This window comes from Ralstonia sp. 1138 (assembly GCF_040544795.1).
Taxonomy (GTDB): Bacteria; Pseudomonadota; Gammaproteobacteria; order Burkholderiales; family Burkholderiaceae; genus Ralstonia; species Ralstonia flatus.
The window spans coordinates 1,436,952-1,458,363 of sequence record NZ_JBEPKQ010000001.1 but is presented as its reverse complement, the minus strand read 5'-3'; the positions used below and the strand labels follow the sequence as shown (position 1 = coordinate 1,458,363).

Below are 21,412 nucleotides of genomic sequence, written 5' to 3'. Positions count from 1 at the left end.
GCCGCTCGCTACGCTTTCCGGGGCATCCTAAATAAACTGAAGACTTATAGAAATCGCGGGACACGCTCGCCGTAGCGGCGGGCGTTCTCGCGCACGAGGTCCTGCACCGCTGACGGTTCCAGCGGCCGCGTCAGCAGATAGCCCTGAAACTCGTCGCAGCCGACTTCGCGCAGGAATTCAAGCTGGCCGGTGGTCTCCACGCCTTCGGCCACGGTCTTCATGCCCATGGCCTGGGCCATCATGATGATGGCCCGCGTGATGGCCGCGCGCTCGGCCACGTGCGGCAGGTCCTGCACGAACGACCGGTCGATCTTCAGCGTATCGATCGGGAAGCGGTGCAGATACGACAGCGATGAATATCCAGTGCCGAAATCGTCCAGCGCCAGCGACACCCCCATCGCCCGCAGCTCGGTCAGCAGCGCATGCAAGGACGGATCGTCGCGAATCAGAATGCCTTCGGTCATCTCCAGCTCGACCGCGTTGCCGGGCAAGCCGCTGGTCGAAAGCGCGCCACGCACCATGCCGCTCAGCTGCCCGGAACTGAATGCCTGGCCCGACAGGTTGATCGACATGCGCAAGTCCGGCAGCCCGATGCGGCGCCAGCGTGCAAGCTGGTCGCAGGCGGCACGCAGGATCCAGCGGTCGATCTCGACGATGAGGCCGGTTTCTTCTGCATCCTGAATGAACTGGCCCGGCATCATGCGGCCGAAATCGGCCGAGTTCCAGCGGATAAGCGCTTCCACGCTGACGATGCGGCCGCTGCGCACATCCACACGCGGCTGGTAGTCGGCGTAAAACTCGTTGCGGTCGCTCGCGCGGCGCAGGCCCGATTCAATGCGGAAGCGGCGCGAGACGCGATCGTCCAGGTCGCTGGTGAAGGTCTGGAAGTTGTTGCGCCCGCGCTCCTTGGCCAGGTACATGGCGGCGTCGGCCTTGCGCAGCAGCGTGTTCGGATCGTCGCCGTCGTGCGGTGCCACGGCAATGCCGATCGACACGCCCAGATACAGCTCCTGCCCTTCGATATGGAACGGCGCGCTGATGGCCGAGAGGATGCGCTCGGCCACGCGCCGCGTGCCCAGGCCATCGAGCGCTTCGAGCATGACGACAAATTCATCGCCGCCCAGGCGCGCCACAGTGTCGGCTTCACGCGCGCAGGCCTGCAGGCGGGCTGCCACTTCACGCAGCAGCATGTCGCCAAACTGGTGGCCCAGCGTGTCGTTGACGTTCTTGAAGCGATCCAGGTCAAGAAACATGACCGAGACGCGCGAGCGGTTGCGGCGGGCAAGCGCCAGCGCGTGCTCCAGGCGATCTTCCAGCGCGGAACGGTTCAGCAAACCGGTCAGCGTGTCGTGCGTGGCCAGATGCCGGATGCGCTGCTGCGCTTCGCGGATCTGCGTGATGTCGACCAGCGACACCAGCACCGAATAGGGCGTCGCACCGGCTTCCGAGGCCCGCGGCGTGGCCGTCATCGAATGGCCGCCGTCGGCATACAGCGGCGTCCAGTTGCTGGAAACCCACACCGTGCGGCCATCCACGCAGTGCATTCCGAAAATCTGGTTCAACTGCGGCTGGCCTTCGGCGATCACGTCCTGATCGGGCCAGTCGGCTTCGTGGATGGACGCGTCGAATTCGTCGACGGCGGAAGTCACCACCGTAGGCAGCAGGCGCCCCACCAGGGCGTCCACCGGCAAACCGAGCAGCCGTGCGGCACTCGGGTTGGCATAGGTGACGCGGCGATCCACCCCGCACACGAGGATGCCCTCCGTCAGCGCGTTGACCATCGACAACAGGTCAAGCTTCGGGCAGAAGCCCGGCGGCGCGCCGCGCGCAGGACAGTCGGCCGGCAAGCCATCGGCATCGACGAGCGCAAGGTCAACACGGGTGGAAAAGGGCAAGGAATTCAAGGCGGCTTCCGGCAAGGCAACGCGGGTATGCAGGGCCGGAACGTGCCGGCGCCTTCCTTCATTACAACGGCAAGCGCCGGCAAATCTTTCGGGCCAACGTCACTTTTTGGCGTTCCCCTGCGCCCGTGCGGCTGGCAATGCACTAGGCGAAGGCTGCTCGCCCTATAAAAGTGCGCTTCAAACTACTTTTGGTGATTCCGACGTGCCCCCGCCTGTATCGCAAACGCCCGAGATAAGCGGGATTGACCGCGTTTCTTGCTGGAATGAGCTGGACAGAGGTGGGGAAGAATGCCATCCGAGAACCCGACTCTGTGCATTGCGTTGTTTAACGTGATCCCGCACCACGGAGCCGGGAAAGCCAACCCCCCCAGTCCCCGAGTGATCCCCATGGCCGAAGCCGCTGCCGCCACTACTGCCCCCGCCCCTGCAAAGGGCGGCTCCACCAAGCTGCTGCTGATCATCCTGATCGTGCTCGTGCTCGTCGGCATGGGCGGCGCCGCTGCCTGGTTCTTCCTCGGAGGCGGCAATCACGCCGCATCCGGCCCCGCCGCACCGCCCAAGCCGAAACAGCCGGTGTTCGTGGCCATGGAAACCCTGACCGTCAACCTGCAGCCCGAAGAGGGCAATGATCGCTACCTGCAGATCGGCATCACGTTCAAGAGCTTCGACAAGCATGCCGAAGAAGAGATCAAGACCTATACGCCCGAGCTGCGCAGCAAGGTCCTGATGTTGCTCGCCAGCAAGACGCCCACCGAGCTGTACCCGGCCGACGGCAAGGTCAAGCTCGCCAAGGAAATCGTTGAACTCAGCGAACACGTCTTCAAGGCTGTCGGCAAGGAATCGCCGGTGGCGGATGTCTTGTTCACCAACTTTGTGATCCAGTGACATGCTCAAGGAAGAGTTTCTTTCCCAGGAGGAAATCGACGCGCTCCTGAAGGGTGTGTCCGATGACGCGGACGACGACCCCGTCGAAGCCGCCGATCCCTCGGGCATACGCTCGTACAACCTGGGCTCGCAGGAGCGCATCGTCCGTGGGCGCATGCCCACGCTGGAAATCATCAACGAGCGGTTCGCGCGCAACTGGCGCATCGGGCTGTTCAACTTCATGCGGCGCAACGCGGAGATCTCCGTCGGGCCGGTGAAGGTGCAGAAGTACAGCGAGTTCATCCGCAACTTGGTGGTGCCGACCTCGCTCAACCTGGTGCACGTCAAGCCGCTGCGCGGCACGGCGCTGTTCGTGTTCGACCCCAACCTGATCTTCCTGGTGGTCGACAACCTGTTCGGCGGTGACGGTCGATTCCACATGCGCGTGGAAGGCCGCGACTTTACGGACGTCGAGCAGCGCATCATCCAGCGCATGCTGCACCTCGTCTTCGAGCACTACGCCAAGGCGTGGCAGCCGGTCTACCCGATCGATTTCGAATTCTTGCGCATGGAAATGCACACCGAGTTCGCCAACGTGGCCACGCCCAATGAAGTGGTGGTCACCACCAGCTTCAGCATCGAGCTGGGCAACAACGGCGGCGACGTGCATATCTGCATGCCCTACACGATGATCGAGCCGATCCGCGACCGGCTGACTTCCGCCATCCAGGGCGAAGCGCTGGAAGTGGACAAGCGCTGGCTGCGGCTGCTGTCGCAACAGGTGCAGACCGCCGAGGTGGAACTGATTGCCGACCTCGCGACGGCGAAGGTGCAGGTGTCCGACATCCTGAACATGAAGGTGGGCGACGTCATTCCGCTGGAGCTGGATGACAGCGTGACCGCCAAGGTAGACGGCGTGCCCGTCATGGAATGCAACTACGGCACGTTCAACGGCCAATACGCGCTGCGGGTCAACCGCATGCTGAATATGAGCGGCAGCGACGCTGCCACGGAGTCTGACGATGACAACTGAACCGACCATGAACCCCGAAGCCAACGCCGACGACGTCGATGTCGAGATGACGATGGAAGAGGCCATGGCCCTGGAAGCAGCCCAGCGCGCTGCCGCCAACCCGAACCCGGTTGCCAACCCGCCCGCGGCAGCCGCCACAGAGGCCAGCCCGGTGTTCAAGCCCCTGACGGCCGACGGCCTGGGCACACCCCAGCGCAACGACATCGACATGATCCTGGACATCCCCGTGCAGTTGACGGTGGAGCTGGGTCGCACCAAGGTGCCCATCAAGAACCTGCTGCAGCTTGCACAAGGCTCGGTGGTGGAACTCGACGCGCTGGCCGGTGAGCCGATGGACGTCCTTGTCAACGGGTACCTGATCGCCCAAGGTGAAGTGGTGGTGGTCAACGAGAAGTTCGGTATCCGCCTGACCGACATCATCACGCCGTCGGAACGTATCCGTAAGTTGAACCGTTAAGCCACATCAACATAAGTGCGCCGTCAATCGGCACCCTGACAGCTACCAATGCTCCCCCCGGGCAAGGTGTTGAAATGAACCATGCAGTGGATTGGGCCCGCACCCTAGGCGGGCTGTTTGTAGTGTTGGCGATGATCGTGGCGGCCGGCTGGCTGTTGCGCCGCCTGCAGCAGCGCGCGGGCATGGGCCCCGCAGGCCTGGGCCGGCGCCGCGGCCAGGTGATCACCGTGGTCGCACAGCAGATGCTGGGCGCCCGCGAAAAGGTCGTCGTCGTCGATGTGGAAGGCACATGGCTCGTGCTGGGCGTCACGCAGCAGCACGTGCAGACACTCCACACGCTGCCGCGCCCCGCTGAAGCCGCCTCCACGCCGGACGACCCATCCGGCGACGGCACGTCCGGCCCGAGCAAGCCGCCCCGCTTTGCCGATGCACTGTCCATCCAGCTCAAGCGTCACCTGACGGGGAAGTCGGAATGAACGTGCGCACCTTCCTCCGTTGCCTGATGGCCTTGGCGCTGCTGGGCGCTGCGCCCGCCGTGTTCGCACAGGCGCAACCCGGTCTGCCGCTACTCACGGGCACCGCCGGCGGCCAGAGCTATTCCCTGCCCGTGCAGACGCTGGTCTTCCTGACGTCGCTCGGGTTTCTGCCGGCCATCATCCTGATGATGAGCAGCTTCACGCGCATCATCATCGTGCTGTCGCTGCTGCGCCATGCGCTCGGCACGCAAACCACGCCGCCCAACCAGGTGCTGATCGGGCTGGCGCTGTTCCTCACGTTCTTCGTCATGTCGCCGGTGCTCGACAAGGTGTACACCGACGCCTACGTGCCGCTGCGTGACAACAAGATCACCGTCGAGCAGGCCATGGACACGGCCGCCACGCCGCTGCGCCAGTTCATGCTCAAGCAGACGCGCGAGCCGGATCTGGCCCTATTCGTCAAGATGGGCAACATGCCGGCCATCGCCTCGCCGGAGCAAACGCCCATGCGTGCGCTCATCCCGGCCTTCGTCACCAGCGAGCTGAAGAGCGCGTTCCAGATCGGGTTTGCCATCTTCATCCCGTTCCTGGTGATCGACATCGTGGTGGCGGCCGTACTGATGTCGATGGGGATGATGATGGTCACGCCGTCGATCTTCTCGCTGCCGTTCAAGATCATGCTGTTCGTGCTGGTGGATGGCTGGCACCTGCTGCTGGGCTCGCTGGCCCAGAGCTTTGTGCAATGAGCGTCGATAGGAAACCGACATGACACCCGAGTACGTTCTCGATATGGCCCGTCAGGCCATGCAGGTCGCCATGATGGTGGGCGCGCCGATGTTGCTGGTGTCGCTCGTCGTCGGCCTGCTGGTGGCGGTGTTCCAGGCTGCCACGCAGCTCAACGAGCAGACGCTGTCGTTCATCCCCAAGCTGCTGGCCGTGGCTGCCACGATGGTGCTGGCCGGCCCGTGGATCGTCGCGGTAATCGTCGACTACACGCGCGGCGTGCTGACCAACATTCCCAACTACGTGAATTGACGTCAGCAAGCTGACGCAGCCGCAATCCACGATGATCCAATTCACCGCCACGCAGCTCAACGGCTGGATCGCCATGTACTGGTGGCCGCTCGTGCGCGTGCTGGCGTTCATCGCCATTGCACCGCCGTTTGCCAATACCGAGATCCCGACGTCGATCAAGGTGGCCTTCGGCGTGGTCATCACGGTGGCGTTGGCGCCCATGCTGCCGGTGCCCGCGGGCGTGTCGGTGGGCTCCTATGAAGGGCTGTGGATCACGCTGGTGCAGGTGTTGATCGGGCTGGCGCTGGGCTTCTGTGTGCAGCTCGTATTCTCGGCCGTCAGCGGCGCGGGCGAGGTGATGTCGGTGCAGATGGGCCTCGGCTTTGCCTCGTTGCTCGACCCGACGCAAACCGAAAGCAGCATGCTGCTGGGCCGCTTCCTCAGCCTCACGGCTGTCACCGCCTTCATTGCCGGCGACGGCCATCTCGTGCTGCTGCACGCCCTGTTCGACAGCTTTACCGCCCTGCCCGTCTCGGCGGCGCCGCTGGGCAATCCGGGCTGGCAGACGCTGGCCGGCGGCGGCACGATCGTCTTTGCGCTGGCCCTGCGCATCGCCCTGCCCATCATCGCGATCATGATGATCGTCAACCTCGGCTTTGCCGTGCTGTCCCGCACGGCGCAGGCGCTCAACCCGTTTGCCGTGGGTATCGCCGCCACACTGGTGGTCGGGCTGATGCTCGTCATGGTGATGATGACGTCGCTGGCGCCGGTGGTGGAGCGCTCGGTGATGGATGCGCTGGATCTGGGTGGGCGGGCGTTCAGCCAGTTCAGCACCCTGCCTCGATAGGCAGCGCGCGCTGCCGCAGCAACGCCTGCCGCGCATGCGATGATCGCGGTATTCCGCCGACCGATCTTCAAGGGAGTCTCACCACATGAGCCGCCGCGTTCTTGTGACGGGTGCCAGCCGCGGCATTGGCCGCGCCATCGCCTACCAGCTCGCCTCCGACGGGTTTGACGTGTCCGTGCATTGCCGCAGCGGCCGTGCCGAGGCCGACGCCATCGTCGCAGACATCCAAGCAAACAAGGGCAGCGCCCGCGTGCTGCAGTTCGACGTGCGCGACCGCGCCGCCTGTCGCACCCAGCTCGACGCCGACGTTGAAGCCCACGGCGCCTACTACGGCATCGTCCTGTGTGCAGGCGTCACCCGCGACGCTGCCTTCCCCGCCCTGACCGACGAAGACTGGGACATCGTCCTCGAGACCGGTCTCGATGGCTTCTACAACGTCGTCCATCCGCTCACCATGCCGATGGTGCGGGCGCGCAAAGGCGGGCGCATCGTCACCATCGCGTCCGTCTCCGGGGTGATGGGCAATCGCGGGCAGGTCAACTACAGCGCCGCCAAGGCCGGGTTGATCGGTGCAACCAAGGCGCTGGCCGTCGAGCTTGCGTCGCGCAAGATCACCGTCAACTGTGTCGCACCCGGGCTGATCGAAACGGACATGCTCGCCCACATGGAACACGTAGACCAAGCCCTGCAGGCCGTCCCGATGCAGCGGGTGGGACAGCCTGCCGAAGTGGCCGCGGTGGTCGGCTTCCTGATGTCGGATGCGGCGTCGTACGTCACGCGGCAGGTGATTGGCGTGAATGGCGGGATGGTGTGATGCGCAAGGCCGCGCCGCTGGGCGCCGCGCCCCCGCTCAAGCATCACTTCACGCGCCGACTGGCGAGCCGCTTCGCGCTGCGCATGCATGTCGCCCTGATCGTGCTGTGGTCGCTGGCGTGGGGTGTGGCGTGCAACAAGCTGCTGCGCATGGCGGGGCTCGATGCGCCACCGGTGCGGTATGGCGTGGCAACGGTGGCCGCCTGGCTGGCCATGCTCGCCGCCTTCAAGCTTTGGCTCGCCTACGCCGGATTTACGCAACAGCGCCAGGTGCCGCGCGAGCACAGCGAGTGGGCCGTCGACACCGCCGACGTGGCGGTGGACCTCGCGTTCGATCTTCCGCTGCCGGGCGGTGGCGGGGGCGGTGCGGACGCCGTGGCCGAAGGACTGGCTTCGGCGGACGAATTCCTGCCGCTGGCGATCGTGATTGCGGTGGTTGTGGCGGTGGTGGCCGCATCGCTTGGCGTGCTCACGTACTTCTACACGCAAGGGCCCATGCTGTTGTCGGAAGCAGCGTTCGAAGTCTTGCTGGCGGGCGGGCTCATCCGCTCCGCGCGCCGCGCGAATGACGCAGACTGGCTGCGCACCGTGGTCGTCCGAACGGCAGTGCCGTGGCTGATCGTGCTGGGCTGCGCGATTGCGATCGGCCTGCTGCTGCGCTGACGGGCGCCTGTTCGCTACCGACGTCGCGCCAGCAGATCATCCACCACCGGCACCACCGCCAGCAGCATCAGAATCGACGCCAGCGGAATCGTGGCCGTGTAGCCGAGGTGCCGGAAGCCCAACGCACCGACCACGCCGCCCACGAAGAACATCCCGAGCAAGGACGCCAGCAGACGCAGCTTGGGCCGGTTGGCCACCACGGCGGGCAGATTGTGATGCCCATGGTTCCAATACAGCGCCTTGCCGATTTCGATGCCGATGTCGGTGGCCAGACCGGTCACGTGTGTGGTGCGGATTTCCGCCTTCGAGATCTTGGTGATGATGGCGTTCTGCAGCCCCATCAGGAAGCACAGCAGCGCGACGGTGGCCGGCACGAACACGACGCGGTATTGCCCGAGCGTTGTGCCCATCAGGCCGAAGAGCAGCAGCAGCGCGGCCTCCAGCATGAGCGGCAGCGCGAATTCGCTCTGCGTGCTGCGGCGGCGCCCCCAGTTGACGAGCACCGCGGTACACGCCGCGCCGCACAGAAACGCCAGCAGCGAAGCAAAACCCGCCAACACAAGGACTACGTCGCCCAGCACGAGGTCGTCGGCGATCGCCGAGACGATGCCGGACATGTGCGAGGTGTATTGCTTGACGGCGAGGAATCCGCCCGCGTTGGCGGCGCCCGCCACAAAGGCCAGTGACTGACCGAGGCGCCGGTTGGCGTCTTCCGAGCGTTCCGGGCTGGTCAGGCGGCGAAGATACTGGATGGGCATGACCAGTCCTGACGGTAGGTGAGCCGACATGATACGCCGCGCCCTCCGACCGCCGGCCCGCGCCGCATCAAGGATTGATGTACTGGAACAGCGACATGCCCTGCATGGCCGTGAACGTCTTCTGCGCGGCCTGCAGCGACACCTGCTGCTGCGAGAACTGCGAGATGGCGCTGGTGTAATCCACCGATTGCAGCTTCGAGATCTGCTCCTTCAACTGCTCGCCGTAGTTCGAGCCGCTGCTGTTGAGCGTGGTGATCTGCGCTTGCTGCGTGCCCACCGTCACCTGCGCTTGCAGGGCGACCTGATAGGCGTTGTCCAGATTGCCCTGCGCCGTCTGCACGGCCTTTTGCAGGTTCGCGACGTCGGTGGCCTGCGTGGCCGCATTGATCGGGGTCGACAGCGCGGTGATCAGGTTCTCGTACGTCTTGAAGATGCTCTGGTTGGCGTTCGGGTTGGACGGATCCGTGTTGGGGATGCGCACGAACACCGAATCGCCCGACACCGAATTCGGCATCGAGATGTTCTGCGAGACCTGCACCACCGGCGGCTGGCCGCTGCCCACGTACTGCACGGAGCCACTGGTGTTGGTGAACGGATCGGTCGTGCCGTTGGCGCCACCAAACAGGGCCACGCCCGAGGCATCGCGCTGGTTGGCCGTCGACAGCAGCTGCTGATACTGCTGCTTGACCTGCGCCAGCACGCCGATGCGTTGCGAATCCGTCATCAGCGAGGTGTTGGCGCCCACCAATGTCTGCTTGCCCTGCTGCAGCGTGGTCACCAGGTTGGTCAGCGCCGAAGACACGCTGGTCAGGCGTGCGTCGGTGGTGTCACGGTTGGACTGGTATTGGTCGTTGGCGTCCTGCGTTTGCTGCAGTTGCGCCATCTGGCCAAACGCGCTGGGGTTGTCGCCCGCGCTGTTGAGCGCGATGCCGCTCGCAATCTGCTGCTGCAGCGTGAGCAGGTTCGATTGCGTGTTCTGCATCGAAGCGGAAGACGCGGCAAAGAATTGGGCGCTACTGACTCGCATGATCGGTCCGGACGAAGGGCTTTAGGACGTTATCGGCAGGCGGGGCGTTTTCTTCAGTCGCCCGATCAGCCGGCAATCGACAGCAGGCTGTCGAACAGCGAATTGGCCGTCTGCATCACCTTGGCCGAAGCCTGGTAGGCCTGCTGATACTTCATGAGGTTCATCGCCTCGTCATCCAGGTTCACGCCCGACACCGACTGCTGCTGTTGCGTGGAACTGGCCAGCAGCGCCTTCTGCGAGGTCAGGTTGGTGCTGGCGCGGTTGGCCTGCACACCCACCTGGGTGACGAGGTTGTTCCACGCCGAGCCGATCGAGGTCGTGCCGCCGTCCAGCAGATTGCTGTTGCGCAGCTTGGCCAGCGCGCTGGCGTTGCGGTTGTCCGTGCTGTTGGCGGTATTGGCCGAAATGGCGAACGTATCACCGTTGCCGGGCGAACCCGACAGCGTCATCTGCACGCCGTTGAACGCGTACGTCGCGCCCTGGGTGTAGGGTGCCGTGCCGCCGGTGTACGTGGTCGACGTGCCGCCCACCGTCACCGTGACGCTGCCCGGGAACCCCGACAGCGAGCCGCCAACGGCCGAGCTGTACGTCAGGTTGATCGGCGACGTGAGCGGCGAGCCGGCATACGTGCTGTCCACGCCCAGCGACGACACCGAGGCGCTGCCCGTGTTGTTGCTGCCCTGGTTGAGCACCACCGGCGAGGCCGCGGCCACGTCGTGGTAGTCGGTGGTGAGCGTCTGCATGGTGGCGGCCGCGTTGGCGGTCGGGCGCACCAGGAAGGAGTCGCCGCTGTTCATCGTGCCCGACAGGTTGAGCGTGACGCCGTCAATCGTGGTCGGCCAACTCGTCACCGTCACGGAGGCGGAGCCGTCCGGATAGTGCGAAACGGTGTAGGCGCCGCCCTGGTACTTGACCTGGTAGTCGTAGCCCTGCCCCGCATTGGCGTTGGTGATGCTGGCAGTCAGCGAGCCGGTGCCGGTGTTGTTCGTGCTGGGCGCGACGCTCGGGCTGGCCACGGAGAAGAGGTCCGTGCCCATCTTGCCGTTGGCGTCCATGCCGAGCTTGTTCTGCGCATTCACGTCGGCCGCCACGGCCGTGGCCAGGCGGCCCAGGCTGTTCTGCGCCGGAATGAGCGTGTTGTTGCGGAAGTCCATCAGGCCGCCCAGCGCACCGCCGCCGAGCTGGCTGTCGTCGATGTTGACCGTGCCGCCCGGGCTCTTGTAGCCCACCGACAGTTGCGTCGGGTCGTACTGCGACGGCACCGCCGTCAGCTGGTAGCTCTGGTTGCCCTGCACCAGCGCCTGGCCGTTGCCCACGTAGATGTTGAACTGGCCGTCGCCGGTCTGCACCACGCTGGCCTTGATCGACTGATTGAGCGTCTGGACAAGCTGGTCGCGCTGATCGCGCAAATCATTGGCCGGCTGGCCGGTCGATGCTTCCGCCTTGGAAATCTGGTCGTTCAACGAGGCGATCTGCTGCGCGGTGCCGTTGACCGAGCTGATCTGCGTCTGCACCTGCGTGTTGACCTGGCTGTTGAGCGAACTCAGCTGGCCGGCAATCGAATTGAAGCGGCTTTGCAGGCCAGCGGCGGCGTTCAGGAAAACCTGGCGCGCGGTGGTGTCCGACGGCTTGGAGGCCAGGCCATCGGCGGCATTGAAGAAGCTGGTGAGCGACGACGTCAGGCCGCTGTTGCTGTCCGACATGTACTTGCTCAGGCCCGACACCAGGCTGTTGAGCTGGTCGGCCGCGCTGGTCGAGGCCTGGCCGCTTTGCACCTGCGCGGTCAGAAACTGGTCGTAGATGCGCTTGACGGTCGTGACGTTGGCGCCCTGGCCGAGATAGCCCACGCCGGCGTACAGCGGAATGTTTTCCGTCTGCACGGCTTCCTGGCGCGAATAACCGGGCGTGCTGGCGTTGGCGATGTTGTTGCCGGTCACCTGCAGGTTGATATCGGCCACCCGCAGGCCCGACGCGCCAATATTCAGAAGGGAGCTGCTCATAGTTGTCTCGGTGCGGGCAGCACGAAGCCGCCGAAATAAGCTCTAAAAACAACATCGGCCGGACAAGAACAAACTTGAGCCGGCCGATGTTGCCAAAATATGCTTTTTAAATCACTTAAACGATCTGCTTGATGACCGCCATGATCTTGTGGGCGTAGTTCGGGTCGGTGGCGTAGCCTGCGCGCTGCAAACCCTTGGCGAACGACGCCGCATCGTTGCCGTTGCCGGCTGCCACGACGTTGCTGTAGCGCGGGTTGTTGGCCAACAGGTTGGCGTAATCCTTGAACGCCTCGGCGTACGAGCTGTAGGCGCGGAATTTCTCCTGCACCTTGTGGGCGACGCCGCCGATGTATTCGGTGGTGGTCACCGTGGCGGTCTTGCCTGCCCACGAACCGCCGGCCTTGATGCCGAACAGGTTGTGCGTGTTCGTGCCGTCCTTTGCCTTGATCTCGCGGCGGCCCCAGCCGGACTCCAGCGCGGCATGGCCGATCATGAAGTTGGCCGGAATACCGGTTTCCTGCGCGGCCTGCGATGCGTGGCCGATCAGCTTGTTGTAGAAGCTGCTCATGCGGTCGCCGCGCGGCTCCGATGCCACCGTCGACAGATCGACCTCGGGCGGCGCGCTCGGCGTCTGCGCCTGGGCATCCGCCTGCTTGCGCAGGGCGGCCAGCGCACGCTGCACGCGCTCTTCCAGGCCCGGGCGCGGCACGGTGCTGATGCCCGAGCCGTCGTCTTCCGTGCCCGGCGCAACGGCTGCGGCCATGCTGTTGAGCGACGAACGGGCGATGGCCTTGGCGGCATCGTTCGTGGCACCCGCAGCGCCCGGCAGCGCAGTATTCGTGGCCGTCGTGTTGGACAGCGCGGTATTCACCTTGCCACCCGCATCCGTGTTCACATGGTTGGCCTGACGCAGCATCTGCTTCAGAAGCTGGTCTGCCACGCCCACGCCGCGCGAGGCCATAGTCTGCGAAAGCTGCTGGTCGAGCATCGACGTGTACATCTTGCTCGACGACGAATCGAGCGGCCCGTTCTGCGGCGATGCATCGCGCATCTGCTTGAGCATCATGTTCACGAAGATCGCGTCGAACTGCTTGGCGACGGTCTTGGCGGCGCCGGTCGGGTCCGTACGTGCCGTTTGCTTGAGCGACTCGAACCCTCGGGAATCGAGCGCCAGGCGGCTGGTGAGGTCGGTTTGGTTCATCGTGGCCTCCGCAGCGTCAGATGATTTCCAGGTCGGCGCGCAGCGCGTTGGCCGCCTTCATCGCCTGCAGGATCGAGATGAGGTCTTGCGGGTTGGCGCCAATCGCGTTGATGGCCTTGACCACGTCCGCCAGGTTGGTGCCGCCCTTCACGTTGATGAGGCTGCCGCCTTGCTGCTTGACCTCGATGTTCGAGCGCGCCCCCGCCACCGTCTGCCCTTGCGAGAACGGCGCCGGCTGGCTCACCACCGGGTCCGTGCTGATGGTGACGGACAGGCTGCCGTGCGCCACCGCGCAGGGCTCGAGCTTGACCAGCTGGTTCATCACCACCGAGCCCGTGCGAGCGTTGACCACCACGCGTGCCGCGGCCAGCGCCGGCGTGACGTCAATGTTCTGCAGCTTGGCCAGAAAGCCCACGCGGTCCGACGCCAGCGCCGGTGCGCGCACGTTGATCGTGCGGCCGTCGGCGGCTTGCGCCGTATCCGTGCCGAACTGCTTGTTGATGGCGGTGACGATGTTCTGCACGGTGCCGAAATCGGTCGTGCCTGTATCGAGCTGGATGCTGCCCGCCTCGCCCACGGTGGCCTGCACGGCACGCTCCACCGTCGCACCATTGGCGATACGGCCGGCGCCCAGCTGGTTGATCTGCACCTTGCTGCCATTGGCCGATGCGCCTGCGCCGCCAATCACCACGTTGCCCTGTGCCAATGCGTAGAGCTGGCCGTCCACGCCCTTGAGCGGCGTGAGCAGCAGCGTGCCGCCGCGCAGGCTCTTGGCGTTACCGATGGACGACACCGTCACGTCGATGGTCTGGCCGGGCCGCACGAACGCCGGCAGCGTGGCCGTCACCACCACGGCGGCGGTGTTCTTGAGCTGGATGCTCGCGCCGGCCGGCACATTGATGCCGAACTGCGTGAGCATGTTGTTGAAGCTCTGGACCGTGAACGGCGTCTGCGTGGTCTGGTCGCCGCTGCCGTCCAGGCCGACGACAAGGCCGTAGCCGATCAGCGCGTTGTCGCGCACGCCGGCAACGGTGGTCAGATCCTTGATGCGATCGGCGTGTGCCGTGATCGGAACAACCGCTGAAATTGCGCTCAGTGCCACCAGGGCCGCGCCGATGAGTCGATGCAAAGTCATGGCTGATCCCTCAGAACGGTGACACGGTCAGGAAGAACCGCGACAACCAGCCCATCTGCTGGGCTTCGGCCACATAGCCCGTGCCGCGATATTCCATGCGTGCGTCCGCCACCTGGGTGGACAGCACGGTGTTTTGATTGTTGACGGTGGTGGGGTTGACCACGCCCGAGAACTTGATCGACTCGGTGCCCTGGCCCACGGCCATCTGCTTCTCGCCGCTGACTACCAAGTTGCCGTTGCCCAGCACTTCCACGACCGTGACGGTAATCGTGGCCGTGAAGTTGTTCTGCGCACCGTTGGCGCCCTTGCTGTCGAACTTGTTCGCGTCGCTGGCCGACACACCCAGCAGCGACAGCACACCCGGGTTCATGCCCGCAAACGTCGGCACGGAAGCCGTCATGCTGCCTGTGCGATTGACGCTGCCCGAAGTCTGCTTGCTGGCCGCCGTGTTCTCGGTAATCACGATGGTGATCGTGTCGCCCACCATGTGTGCGCGGCGGTCTTCGAACATGCCGCGAAAACCACCGCTGCCCGATGCCACTTCCTGGTAAATCGCCCCGTTCTGACGCGGCGCCATCACCGGCATCGGCGGGCGCGCGGTTGTCGGGCCTTGCACGATCGGGGCCGGCGGCGGCAGCATGCCGCACGCCGTAGCGAGCAAGGCGGCCGTGCCAAGCACAGCCAATCGAACGATACGCACGGCGCGGCCGCTGTGCGTGAGCGAGTAAACCGGGGGGGTATGCATCGCAAAACTTCCTTAAAAACAACGCCGCCCCAGCTTAGAGCTGCGACAGCTTCTCCAGCATCTGGTCCGAGGTCTGGACCGACTTGCTGTTGATCTCGTACGCGCGCTGCGTCTGGATCATGTTGACCATTTCTTCCACCACGTTCACGTTCGACGTTTCAACGTAGTTCTGGTTGAGCGCGCCCACGCCGTTCGAGCCCGGGTTGGCCAGGTTGGCCGTGCCCGACGCTTCGGTTTCGGCGTACAGGTTTTCGCCCATGCTGCGCAGGCCGGCCGGATTGATGAAGTTCGCCAGCTGGAACGTGCCCACCTGCGTGTTGTTGACCGTGCCGGGCGTGGTGACCGTCACAACGCCGTCCTTGCCGATCGTCAGGCTGGTGGCGTTCTGCGGCACCGTCACGGCCGGCTGGACTGGGTAGCCGCTGGAAGTCACCAGCTGGCCCTGCGCGTTGATCTGGAAGCTGCCGTCACGCGTGTAGGCCAGCGTGCCGTCGGGCATCTGCACCTGGAAGAAGCCGTTGCCGTTGATGGCCACGTCGGTCGAGTTGCCGGTCTGCTGCAGGTTGCCCTGCGTGTGCAGACGCTCGGTGGCGACGATGCGCGTACCGGTACCGATCTGCATGCCCGAAGGCAGCGTGGTCTGTTGCGACGACTGGGCTCCCGGCTCGCGCACGTTCTGATACAGCAAGTCTTCGAACACGGCGCGCGAGCGCTTGAAGCCCGTCGTGTTGACGTTCGCCAGGTTGTTCGAGATGACATCCAGCTGCGATTGCTGGGCGTCCATCCCGGTTTTGGAAATCCACAGGGAGCGAATCATGTTCGAGTCCTTGGTTGATTCAATTCAATGCGCCGGCCGTTCAGGCGTGGCGCAGCAGTTCATTGGCCGACTGGGCATTCGTGTCGCTCGTATGCAGCGATTTCATCTGCATTTCGAGCTGGCGCGAGATGGCAATCATGTTGACCAGCGAGTCGGTCAGGTTGACGTTGCTGCCCTCCAGCGCCCCGCCGGTGATGCGGACTTTTTCATCCACGTCGGCGTCCTGGCCGTCGCGCTGGCGGAACAGGCCGTCGGCGCCGCGGTCGATGTTCGACGGCTCGATGTTCACCAGTTTCAGGCGGCCCAGCGACACCGGCGGCGTACGGCTGTCGGCGCTGATCGCGTTGACCGTGCCGTCCTTGGCAAACTGCACCGTGGTGTCGGGCGGCAGCGTAATCGGGCCGCCATCGCCCAGCACGGGCTGGCCGGAGAGCGTCTGGATCGTGCCGTCCGGGCCCAGTTGAAAGGCGCCGGCGCGGGTGTAAGCCTCGCCGCCTTCCGGCGTCTGCACGGCAAAGAAGCCGGGGCCGTCGATGGCCACGTCCAGGCTGCGGCCGGTGGTCTCGATCGGGCCGGGCGCGAGGTCCGTACCGATGGCCGAGGCCATCACGTAGCTGCGCGTGGGCGAGCCATCGCCTTGCACGCCCACCGTATGGAACGCATCGATCTGCGCCTTGAAGCCGGTGGTGCTGGCGTTGGCGAGGTTGTTGGCGCTGGCAGCCTGTTGGTCAAACAGGTGCTTTACGCCAGTCATCGACACGTAGATCGAGCGGTCCATGCGAGTGTCCTTGGTGTGCGGTCAGTCAGCTTCAGGCAACGACGATTACATCGTCACCAGCGTCTGCAGGATGGTGTCCTGCGTCTTGATGGTCTGCGCGTTGGCTTGGTACGAACGCTGCGCAATGATCATGTTGACCAGCTCGGCAGACAGGTCCACGTTGGATTGCTCCACCGCCGACGACTGCAGCAGGCCAAACGACCCCATGCCCGGCGTGCCCAGGTTCGGCGCGCCCGAGTTGGACGTTTCCACCCACTGGTTGCCGCCGATGTTCTGCAGACCTTCCGGTGCCTTGAAGTTGGCCATGGCGATCTGGCCCAGCGTCGAGGTGCGGCCGTTGGAGTAGCGCGCGGTGACGGTGCCATCGGTACCAACCGCGTAGCTGGCCAGGCGGCCGGTGGCGTAACCGTCTTGCGTCACGCCCGGGGCGGTATCGTTGTAGCCGCCGCCGTACTGCGTGGTGCCCGTGAAATCCATGGTGGCGATGCTCATGCCGCCAAAGGCCACGTTGACCTTGCTGGGCGACGAGGTGAGCTGGCCGCTGCTGTTGAACGTGAGCGACGTCACCGGGTTGCCGCCCGTCGGGTTGTTGCCATCCACCTGCGAGTACACGTCCCAGCCAGCGGCGGTACGCACGTAGTAGTTGGTCAGCATGTGGGCCGTGCCCGTGCCGTCGTACACCTGCTCCGAAACGGAGTGGTTGAACGTGGCCGAGTTGGTGGCCGAGAACGGCGTGGTGGTCGGCACCGTGGCCGCGGCATCCAGGTTCACACCGAATGCGGTGTTGGTGGTGGCCAGCGGCGCCAGGTCGTTGACGGGAATCTTCAGGTTGGTCAGCACGGCGGTGTTGACCTTGCCGGTGGAATCCACGCCGTAGCCGGTCAGGTTCTGGCCGGTTGCCGAGATGATGTAGCCGTTCTTGTCGGTCTGGAACTGACCATTACGCGTGTACGACACCTGGCCGCTGGACGCATCGACCATGCGGTAGAAACCCGTGCCGTTGATCGCGATGTCCAGCGGGTTGCCGGTGTTGGTCACATTGCCCTGCGTGAACGACTGCGACACCTTGGTCACGCTCACGCCCTGGCCGATCTGGTTGTCGGATGCACCGACCAGCGAACGCGCGTACACGTCGCCAAATTCGGCGGTCGATTTCTTGTAGCCGACAGTGTTGGCGTTTGCCACGTTGCTGCCGATCACGTCGAGGTTGGCAGCGGCGGCATCGAGACCGCTCAGGCCTTGCTGGAATCCCATTGTGTTCTCCCGTAGAAGATAAAAGCGCGGGGTCTGCCCGCAGTTGACCGGTGATTACTGAATCGATGCAACGTCGGACAGCCTGGCGGTTCCGCCAGACGCCAGTGCCAGCTGCATCGTGCCGTTGTTGATCGTGACGCCGGCCACCTTGTCGGTGCCCAGCGCGTTTGCCGTGACGACCTTCCCACCCTGCGTGGCCGTCACCTTGATGGAATAGGCGCCGTCGGCAAGCTGGTTGCCCTTGTCGTCCTTGCCGTTCCAGGTGTAGTTGCCGCTGCCGGCCGTCATCTGGCCGAGGTCCACGGTGCGCACGGCAACGCCGGCCGCATTCGTGATCGTGACGACGACGTCGTCGGCGCCGTTGGGCACCGAGACGCCGAAGTTGGCAGCGCCCGAGGCCAGCGTCAGGTTGTTGGTCGGCACCTGCACCGTGCGGCCGATCATCGACGACGCCTGCGTTGCGGCGTTCTGCGTGAGCATGCTCGACATCGTGGTGTTCAACTGCTGGATGCCGTTCACAGTGTTGATCTGCGCAAGCTGCGAGGTCATCTGCGAGTTGTCCATCGGGTTGAGCGGATCCTGGTTCTTCAACTGCGCCACGAGCAGTTGCATGAACGTGTTCTGCAGGTCGTTGCCGGTGGTGATGGCCAGCTGGTTGCCGGTGGTCGTGCCCGCGGTGCTGGTCGTGTTGGTGGTTGAGCTGACGGTCATGTTCGTGTCTCGCTAGGAAGGTGCCGCTTACTGGCCCAGGGTCAGAGCCTTGGAAGCCATCGTCTTGGTGGTGTTGGCGACTTCCACGTTGGCCTGGTATGAGCGCGACGCAGAAATCATGTTGACCATTTCGTCCACCACATCGACGTTCGGCATGGTCACGTAGCCGTCGGCATCGGCCAGCGGGTTGCCCGGCTGGTGCATGCGCTTCATGGGGGTGACGGTGTCTTCCACCACGCGGTCGACCGACACGCCGGTGGCGTAGTCGTCTGACTGCTGCGCGGGCGAGAACACCACCTGCTTGGCGCGATACGCCTTGCCGTCCGGGCCCGTCACGCTTTCTGCGTTGGCCAGGTTGGAGGCGACCACGTTCATGCGCTTGGACTGCGCGGTGAGCGCGCTGCCCGCTACATCCATCACCTTGAATAGCGACATGTTGATTCCGATGTCTTCAAACACTGTTGCCGGCATGCCTGCCGGACCGATCCGGTGTTCTGTATGGCGGCTTGCTCCGGACCGAACTCTCCCGGCCCGGAGCGCCACACAGTTCCCGCCCCTCTTTCGCCGCGCGTGATCGCTGCGCGGTCGTCTTAATGCCTGTCTGCTGCTCTTGCTGTTGCTGCTGGTGCTACATCGCGCTAGCTGTTCTGAATGGCCGCCAGCATCGACTTGATCTTCTGCGTCACGATGCTCAGATCGGCCTCGTAACGCACGGTGTTGTCGGCAAAGCGCATGCGCTCGCCATCCATGTCGACCGTGTTGCCGTCGATGGACGGCTGCTGCGACGTGCGGTACTGCATCTCGCCCTGCAGCGCCTTCGTCTGCTGCGACAGCGATGCCTGCATCAGCGACACATCGCCGGCCGGCGCGCCATCCACGCTCAGGTGGCCCGCAGCCGTTGCCGTCATCGGCAGGCTGTTACCGCCTTGCTGGCCGACCGCCTTCTGCAGCGCCGACTGAAAATCGAAGTCGCGCGCCTTGTAGTTGGGCGTATCGGCGTTGGCGATGTTCGAGGCCAGAATCTGGTGGCGCTGCGAGCGCAGGTGCAACGCCTGCTCCTGAAAACCGAACAACTGATCCAGCTTGTCGACCATGTCTGTCATTCCTTGCGCGTGGCGTCCTGGTAATTGCTGCCACCCGCCGGGGTTGCGTTCTGTCTTGCGTTTGCGTTTACGTATTGCGCGTTCCCTTGGGCAGGAGAACTCGGCATCAGCGGCCCCTTCAAAACCGCCGATGCCGTCTCCAAAACCGCTGAACCGCTTGTCATGCTGAGTTGCCGTCATGCACCTCAGTGGAAAAGACCTGTCTGCGAATCCGATATCTGGCCGGGAAACCGATCTACCGGGGCAGGCTGCACGGCCAGGAACCGCGCAACGCCAGGGACTTCACCACGTTGCAAAGTCTAGGGGCCGGTGTGCAAGACCATTCGTTGGAATAAGGGGGGGATTGGCCGACATTTCCGCATTTGGCCCTCGCGCACGCGTGGCTACACTTCACCGGACTTTTGATGAAGGGGCTTTCCATGTCCACGCGGTTTGCACGCAGCACGCACCACCCGATCCGACCTGTCACAGCGGCCATGCCGCTGGCGGGGCGTCAGCGCAAGCTGCTGCTGATCCTGGCGCTGGGCCTGCTGGCCAGCCTCGTGCATCCGATCCTGGCGCACGCCCAGGGCATGATGCGCGTCGGCTATCCGCCTGCCGCTGCCAACGCGCCCATGCCTGCTCAAGCCGCGCAACAGCCGCAAGCCACGACCATCCAGGGGCCGAACGCCATCCAGATGCAGATTCAGCAACAGCTGCAATCGCAACTGGACATCCTGGGCGGCACGAATGAGACGGGTGCGCCACGTGCCTCCGTGGAAGTCGGCCCCATTGACCCACGCGTGGCCAACCAGCCCTGCGACCAGATCGACTTGATGCTGCCGGCGGCCAACCGCCTGCGCGGCCGTATACAAGTAGGCGTGCGCTGCCGCTCGCCGCACGCCTGGGCGGCCTGGGTGCCGGCCACCATCCAGATCACGGGGACGTACTACGTCGCTTCGCACCCGTTGCCGCCCGGCAAGACGCTCGATATGGGCGATCTGGAAGCGCGTACGGGCGATCTCTCCACGCTGCCGGCGTCGGTCGTGCAGCAGCCGGCCGATGTGGTGGGGCGTGTACTGCTCACCAGCGTGGCCGCCAACCAGCCGCTGCGCGCCGAAAGCCTGCGCCTGCCCGTTGCGGTGCAGGCTGGCCAGACCGTCAAGATCGTCGCCGAGGGCGGCGGCTTCCAGGTCAGCAGCGACGGCCGGGCCTTGAACCAGGCCGCCGTGGGCCAGGTGGCGCAGGTGCGCACCGCCAACGGCAATGTCGTCTCGGGCATCGCACAGTCCGCCGGCGTCGTGGCGATCCAGTTTTAGGATCAGATTGATAACGGCGGATCACTTTTCTACTGTGATGCGTGATCGATACCTGCCGCTAAAGTTTGGGCCGGGGTTGGCCGATATGGGTGTTAGGATGAACGCGCTCTTCGGAGACACCCGTGAAAATCAACCATATCGTGAACAATACGCCGGCCGTTGCGCCGACCAAGGACGCTGCGTCCGGGTCGACGCGCGCGACCGGTTCGTCCCCGGCCGCTACGACGGCTTCGGGCCCCACGCGCCACACCGGCGATTCGCCGTCGCTGTCGGTCCAACAAGTCTCGCGCCAAGTGGGCAGCGGCGACTTCGACGCCGCACGCGTCGAGCAGATCCGCAGTGCCATTCAGAACGGCACGCTCAAGATGGACGCCGGCAAGATCGCCGATGCGGCGCTTTCCGACGCGCAATCGCTGCTCTCCACGCGCTCCAAGAAGGTCTGACGGGGGTTTCCCGTCGTCCGTCCCCTGTATTTTCTGACGCCGCCGGTCCGTTCGGACTGATCGCGGCGGGG

The 21,412-nt window shown here is 64.7% G+C and carries 24 protein-coding genes; 11 read left to right on the top strand and 13 right to left on the bottom strand.

The window, feature by feature from the left end; genetic code table 11:
• Positions 1 to 44: 44 nt before the first annotated feature.
• Positions 45 to 1,781: a sensor domain-containing protein gene (locus ABIC76_RS06390; RefSeq protein ID WP_354533558.1), complete on the bottom strand. Its 1,737-nt coding sequence runs from the start codon at positions 1,779 to 1,781 to the stop codon at positions 45 to 47.
• Positions 1,782 to 2,291: 510 nt separating this feature from the next.
• On the opposite strand from ABIC76_RS06390, the gene fliL reads away from it, so the two are divergent.
• The 9 genes from fliL to ABIC76_RS06345 all read left to right on the top strand — a co-directional run bounded on the left by fliL (position 2,292) and on the right by ABIC76_RS06345 (position 8,071).
• A complete protein-coding gene (gene fliL, locus ABIC76_RS06385) occupies positions 2,292 to 2,789 on the top strand; it encodes a flagellar basal body-associated protein FliL (protein WP_102065408.1) in 498 nt (165 codons plus the stop codon).
• 1 nt (position 2,790) lies between these two features.
• A complete protein-coding gene (gene fliM / locus ABIC76_RS06380) occupies positions 2,791 to 3,801 on the top strand; it encodes a flagellar motor switch protein FliM (RefSeq protein WP_354533363.1) in 1,011 nt (336 codons plus the stop codon).
• On the top strand, positions 3,791 to 4,258 hold the full coding sequence (fliN, locus tag ABIC76_RS06375) for a flagellar motor switch protein FliN (RefSeq protein ID WP_102065410.1): 468 nt from the start codon (positions 3,791 to 3,793) through the stop codon (positions 4,256 to 4,258). Before fliM ends, fliN begins: the two co-directional genes overlap by 11 nt.
• Before the next feature lie 74 nt (positions 4,259 to 4,332).
• Positions 4,333 to 4,734: a flagellar biosynthetic protein FliO gene (fliO, locus tag ABIC76_RS06370; protein ID WP_027679874.1), complete on the top strand. Its 402-nt coding sequence runs from the start codon at positions 4,333 to 4,335 to the stop codon at positions 4,732 to 4,734.
• Positions 4,731 to 5,480 carry a flagellar type III secretion system pore protein FliP gene (gene fliP, locus ABIC76_RS06365; RefSeq protein WP_354533362.1) on the top strand — a complete coding sequence of 250 codons (750 nt, stop codon included), beginning with the start codon at positions 4,731 to 4,733 and terminating at the stop codon, positions 5,478 to 5,480. Before fliO ends, fliP begins: the two co-directional genes overlap by 4 nt.
• 19 nt (positions 5,481 to 5,499) lie before the next feature.
• Entirely contained in the window at positions 5,500 to 5,769 is a 270-nt protein-coding gene (gene fliQ / locus ABIC76_RS06360; protein ID WP_004631435.1) for a flagellar biosynthesis protein FliQ, read from the top strand.
• A gap of 31 nt (positions 5,770 to 5,800) precedes the next feature.
• Positions 5,801 to 6,595: a flagellar biosynthetic protein FliR gene (gene fliR, locus ABIC76_RS06355; RefSeq protein ID WP_065855877.1), complete on the top strand. Its 795-nt coding sequence runs from the start codon at positions 5,801 to 5,803 to the stop codon at positions 6,593 to 6,595.
• Positions 6,596 to 6,680: 85 nt separating this feature from the next.
• Positions 6,681 to 7,409, top strand: a complete 729-nt coding sequence (locus ABIC76_RS06350; protein WP_009240003.1) for a 3-ketoacyl-ACP reductase FabG2 — start codon at positions 6,681 to 6,683, stop codon at positions 7,407 to 7,409.
• The gene (locus ABIC76_RS06345; RefSeq protein ID WP_354533361.1) at positions 7,409 to 8,071 is read left to right on the top strand and encodes a hypothetical protein; all 663 of its coding nucleotides are present in this window, start codon (positions 7,409 to 7,411) and stop codon (positions 8,069 to 8,071) included. The genes ABIC76_RS06350 and ABIC76_RS06345 overlap by 1 nt, the downstream gene beginning before the upstream one ends.
• 14 nt (positions 8,072 to 8,085) lie before the next feature.
• Here ABIC76_RS06345 and ABIC76_RS06340 read toward each other — a convergent pair whose 3' ends face one another.
• From ABIC76_RS06340 to flgB, 12 genes are all read right to left on the bottom strand, one after another.
• Positions 8,086 to 8,829 carry a YoaK family protein gene (locus tag ABIC76_RS06340; protein ID WP_316874635.1) on the bottom strand — a complete coding sequence of 248 codons (744 nt, stop codon included), beginning with the start codon at positions 8,827 to 8,829 and terminating at the stop codon, positions 8,086 to 8,088.
• A 67-nt stretch (positions 8,830 to 8,896) separates the two neighbouring features.
• Complete coding sequence (gene flgL / locus ABIC76_RS06335; protein WP_354533360.1) at positions 8,897 to 9,856, bottom strand: flagellar hook-associated protein FlgL; 960 nt, start codon at positions 9,854 to 9,856, stop codon at positions 8,897 to 8,899.
• 65 nt (positions 9,857 to 9,921) lie between these two features.
• On the bottom strand, positions 9,922 to 11,856 hold the full coding sequence (gene flgK / locus ABIC76_RS06330) for a flagellar hook-associated protein FlgK (RefSeq protein WP_343548585.1): 1,935 nt from the start codon (positions 11,854 to 11,856) through the stop codon (positions 9,922 to 9,924).
• A 115-nt stretch (positions 11,857 to 11,971) separates the two neighbouring features.
• Positions 11,972 to 13,057, bottom strand: coding sequence for a flagellar assembly peptidoglycan hydrolase FlgJ (gene flgJ / locus ABIC76_RS06325; protein WP_354533359.1), 1,086 nt, complete (start codon positions 13,055 to 13,057; stop codon positions 11,972 to 11,974).
• Between the two features lie 16 nt (positions 13,058 to 13,073).
• A complete protein-coding gene (locus ABIC76_RS06320; protein ID WP_354533358.1) occupies positions 13,074 to 14,192 on the bottom strand; it encodes a flagellar basal body P-ring protein FlgI in 1,119 nt (372 codons plus the stop codon).
• A gap of 10 nt (positions 14,193 to 14,202) precedes the next feature.
• Complete coding sequence (locus ABIC76_RS06315; protein ID WP_102065418.1) at positions 14,203 to 14,937, bottom strand: flagellar basal body L-ring protein FlgH; 735 nt, start codon at positions 14,935 to 14,937, stop codon at positions 14,203 to 14,205.
• Positions 14,938 to 14,971: 34 nt separating this feature from the next.
• Positions 14,972 to 15,754 (bottom strand): flagellar basal-body rod protein FlgG, encoded by a 783-nt coding sequence (gene flgG, locus ABIC76_RS06310; protein WP_009240010.1) that lies wholly within the window; start codon positions 15,752 to 15,754, stop codon positions 14,972 to 14,974.
• A gap of 40 nt (positions 15,755 to 15,794) precedes the next feature.
• Complete coding sequence (gene flgF, locus ABIC76_RS06305; protein ID WP_354533357.1) at positions 15,795 to 16,532, bottom strand: flagellar basal-body rod protein FlgF; 738 nt, start codon at positions 16,530 to 16,532, stop codon at positions 15,795 to 15,797.
• Positions 16,533 to 16,577: 45 nt separating this feature from the next.
• Positions 16,578 to 17,786, bottom strand: a complete 1,209-nt coding sequence (flgE, locus tag ABIC76_RS06300) for a flagellar hook protein FlgE (RefSeq protein ID WP_102065419.1) — start codon at positions 17,784 to 17,786, stop codon at positions 16,578 to 16,580.
• A 54-nt stretch (positions 17,787 to 17,840) separates the two neighbouring features.
• Positions 17,841 to 18,497 carry a flagellar hook assembly protein FlgD gene (locus tag ABIC76_RS06295; RefSeq protein WP_354533356.1) on the bottom strand — a complete coding sequence of 219 codons (657 nt, stop codon included), beginning with the start codon at positions 18,495 to 18,497 and terminating at the stop codon, positions 17,841 to 17,843.
• Between the two features lie 27 nt (positions 18,498 to 18,524).
• Complete coding sequence (gene flgC / locus ABIC76_RS06290) at positions 18,525 to 18,932, bottom strand: flagellar basal body rod protein FlgC (RefSeq protein WP_354533355.1); 408 nt, start codon at positions 18,930 to 18,932, stop codon at positions 18,525 to 18,527.
• 203 nt (positions 18,933 to 19,135) lie between these two features.
• Positions 19,136 to 19,591, bottom strand: coding sequence for a flagellar basal body rod protein FlgB (flgB, locus tag ABIC76_RS06285; protein WP_102065420.1), 456 nt, complete (start codon positions 19,589 to 19,591; stop codon positions 19,136 to 19,138).
• A 428-nt stretch (positions 19,592 to 20,019) separates the two neighbouring features.
• Here flgB and flgA point away from each other — a divergent pair, with 428 nt between their 5' ends.
• On the top strand, positions 20,020 to 20,898 hold the full coding sequence (flgA, locus tag ABIC76_RS06280; protein ID WP_102065421.1) for a flagellar basal body P-ring formation chaperone FlgA: 879 nt from the start codon (positions 20,020 to 20,022) through the stop codon (positions 20,896 to 20,898).
• A gap of 122 nt (positions 20,899 to 21,020) precedes the next feature.
• Complete coding sequence (gene flgM, locus ABIC76_RS06275; RefSeq protein WP_102065422.1) at positions 21,021 to 21,341, top strand: flagellar biosynthesis anti-sigma factor FlgM; 321 nt, start codon at positions 21,021 to 21,023, stop codon at positions 21,339 to 21,341.
• Positions 21,342 to 21,412 lie beyond the last annotated feature (71 nt).

Excerpts from the sequence above, each read along its gene's own strand:
- flgJ (WP_354533359.1), bottom strand. The coding sequence starts at position 13,057 with ATGAACCAAACCGACCTCACCAGCCGCCTGGCGCTCGATTCCCGAGGG.
- fliN (WP_102065410.1), top strand. The coding sequence starts at position 3,791 with ATGACAACTGAACCGACCATGAACCCCGAAGCCAACGCCGACGACGTC.
- fliR (WP_065855877.1), top strand. The coding sequence starts at position 5,801 with ATGATCCAATTCACCGCCACGCAGCTCAACGGCTGGATCGCCATGTAC.
- flgA (WP_102065421.1), top strand. The coding sequence starts at position 20,020 with ATGTCCACGCGGTTTGCACGCAGCACGCACCACCCGATCCGACCTGTC.
- ABIC76_RS06340 (WP_316874635.1), bottom strand. The coding sequence starts at position 8,829 with ATGCCCATCCAGTATCTTCGCCGCCTGACCAGCCCGGAACGCTCGGAA.
- fliO (WP_027679874.1), top strand. The coding sequence starts at position 4,333 with ATGAACCATGCAGTGGATTGGGCCCGCACCCTAGGCGGGCTGTTTGTA.
- flgK (WP_343548585.1), bottom strand. The coding sequence starts at position 11,856 with ATGAGCAGCTCCCTTCTGAATATTGGCGCGTCGGGCCTGCGGGTGGCC.
- flgL (WP_354533360.1), bottom strand. The coding sequence starts at position 9,856 with ATGCGAGTCAGTAGCGCCCAATTCTTTGCCGCGTCTTCCGCTTCGATG.
- ABIC76_RS06390 (WP_354533558.1), bottom strand. The coding sequence starts at position 1,781 with ATGGTCAACGCGCTGACGGAGGGCATCCTCGTGTGCGGGGTGGATCGC.
- fliP (WP_354533362.1), top strand. The coding sequence starts at position 4,731 with ATGAACGTGCGCACCTTCCTCCGTTGCCTGATGGCCTTGGCGCTGCTG.
- fliM (WP_354533363.1), top strand. The coding sequence starts at position 2,791 with ATGCTCAAGGAAGAGTTTCTTTCCCAGGAGGAAATCGACGCGCTCCTG.
- flgB (WP_102065420.1), bottom strand. The coding sequence starts at position 19,591 with ATGGTCGACAAGCTGGATCAGTTGTTCGGTTTTCAGGAGCAGGCGTTG.
- fliL (WP_102065408.1), top strand. The coding sequence starts at position 2,292 with ATGGCCGAAGCCGCTGCCGCCACTACTGCCCCCGCCCCTGCAAAGGGC.
- ABIC76_RS06320 (WP_354533358.1), bottom strand. The coding sequence starts at position 14,192 with ATGACTTTGCATCGACTCATCGGCGCGGCCCTGGTGGCACTGAGCGCA.
- flgC (WP_354533355.1), bottom strand. The coding sequence starts at position 18,932 with ATGTCGCTATTCAAGGTGATGGATGTAGCGGGCAGCGCGCTCACCGCG.
- flgE (WP_102065419.1), bottom strand. The coding sequence starts at position 17,786 with ATGGGATTCCAGCAAGGCCTGAGCGGTCTCGATGCCGCCGCTGCCAAC.
- flgF (WP_354533357.1), bottom strand. The coding sequence starts at position 16,532 with ATGGACCGCTCGATCTACGTGTCGATGACTGGCGTAAAGCACCTGTTT.
- ABIC76_RS06295 (WP_354533356.1), bottom strand. The coding sequence starts at position 18,497 with ATGACCGTCAGCTCAACCACCAACACGACCAGCACCGCGGGCACGACC.
- fliQ (WP_004631435.1), top strand. The coding sequence starts at position 5,500 with ATGACACCCGAGTACGTTCTCGATATGGCCCGTCAGGCCATGCAGGTC.
- ABIC76_RS06345 (WP_354533361.1), top strand. The coding sequence starts at position 7,409 with ATGCGCAAGGCCGCGCCGCTGGGCGCCGCGCCCCCGCTCAAGCATCAC.
- flgG (WP_009240010.1), bottom strand. The coding sequence starts at position 15,754 with ATGATTCGCTCCCTGTGGATTTCCAAAACCGGGATGGACGCCCAGCAA.
- ABIC76_RS06350 (WP_009240003.1), top strand. The coding sequence starts at position 6,681 with ATGAGCCGCCGCGTTCTTGTGACGGGTGCCAGCCGCGGCATTGGCCGC.
- ABIC76_RS06315 (WP_102065418.1), bottom strand. The coding sequence starts at position 14,937 with ATGCATACCCCCCCGGTTTACTCGCTCACGCACAGCGGCCGCGCCGTG.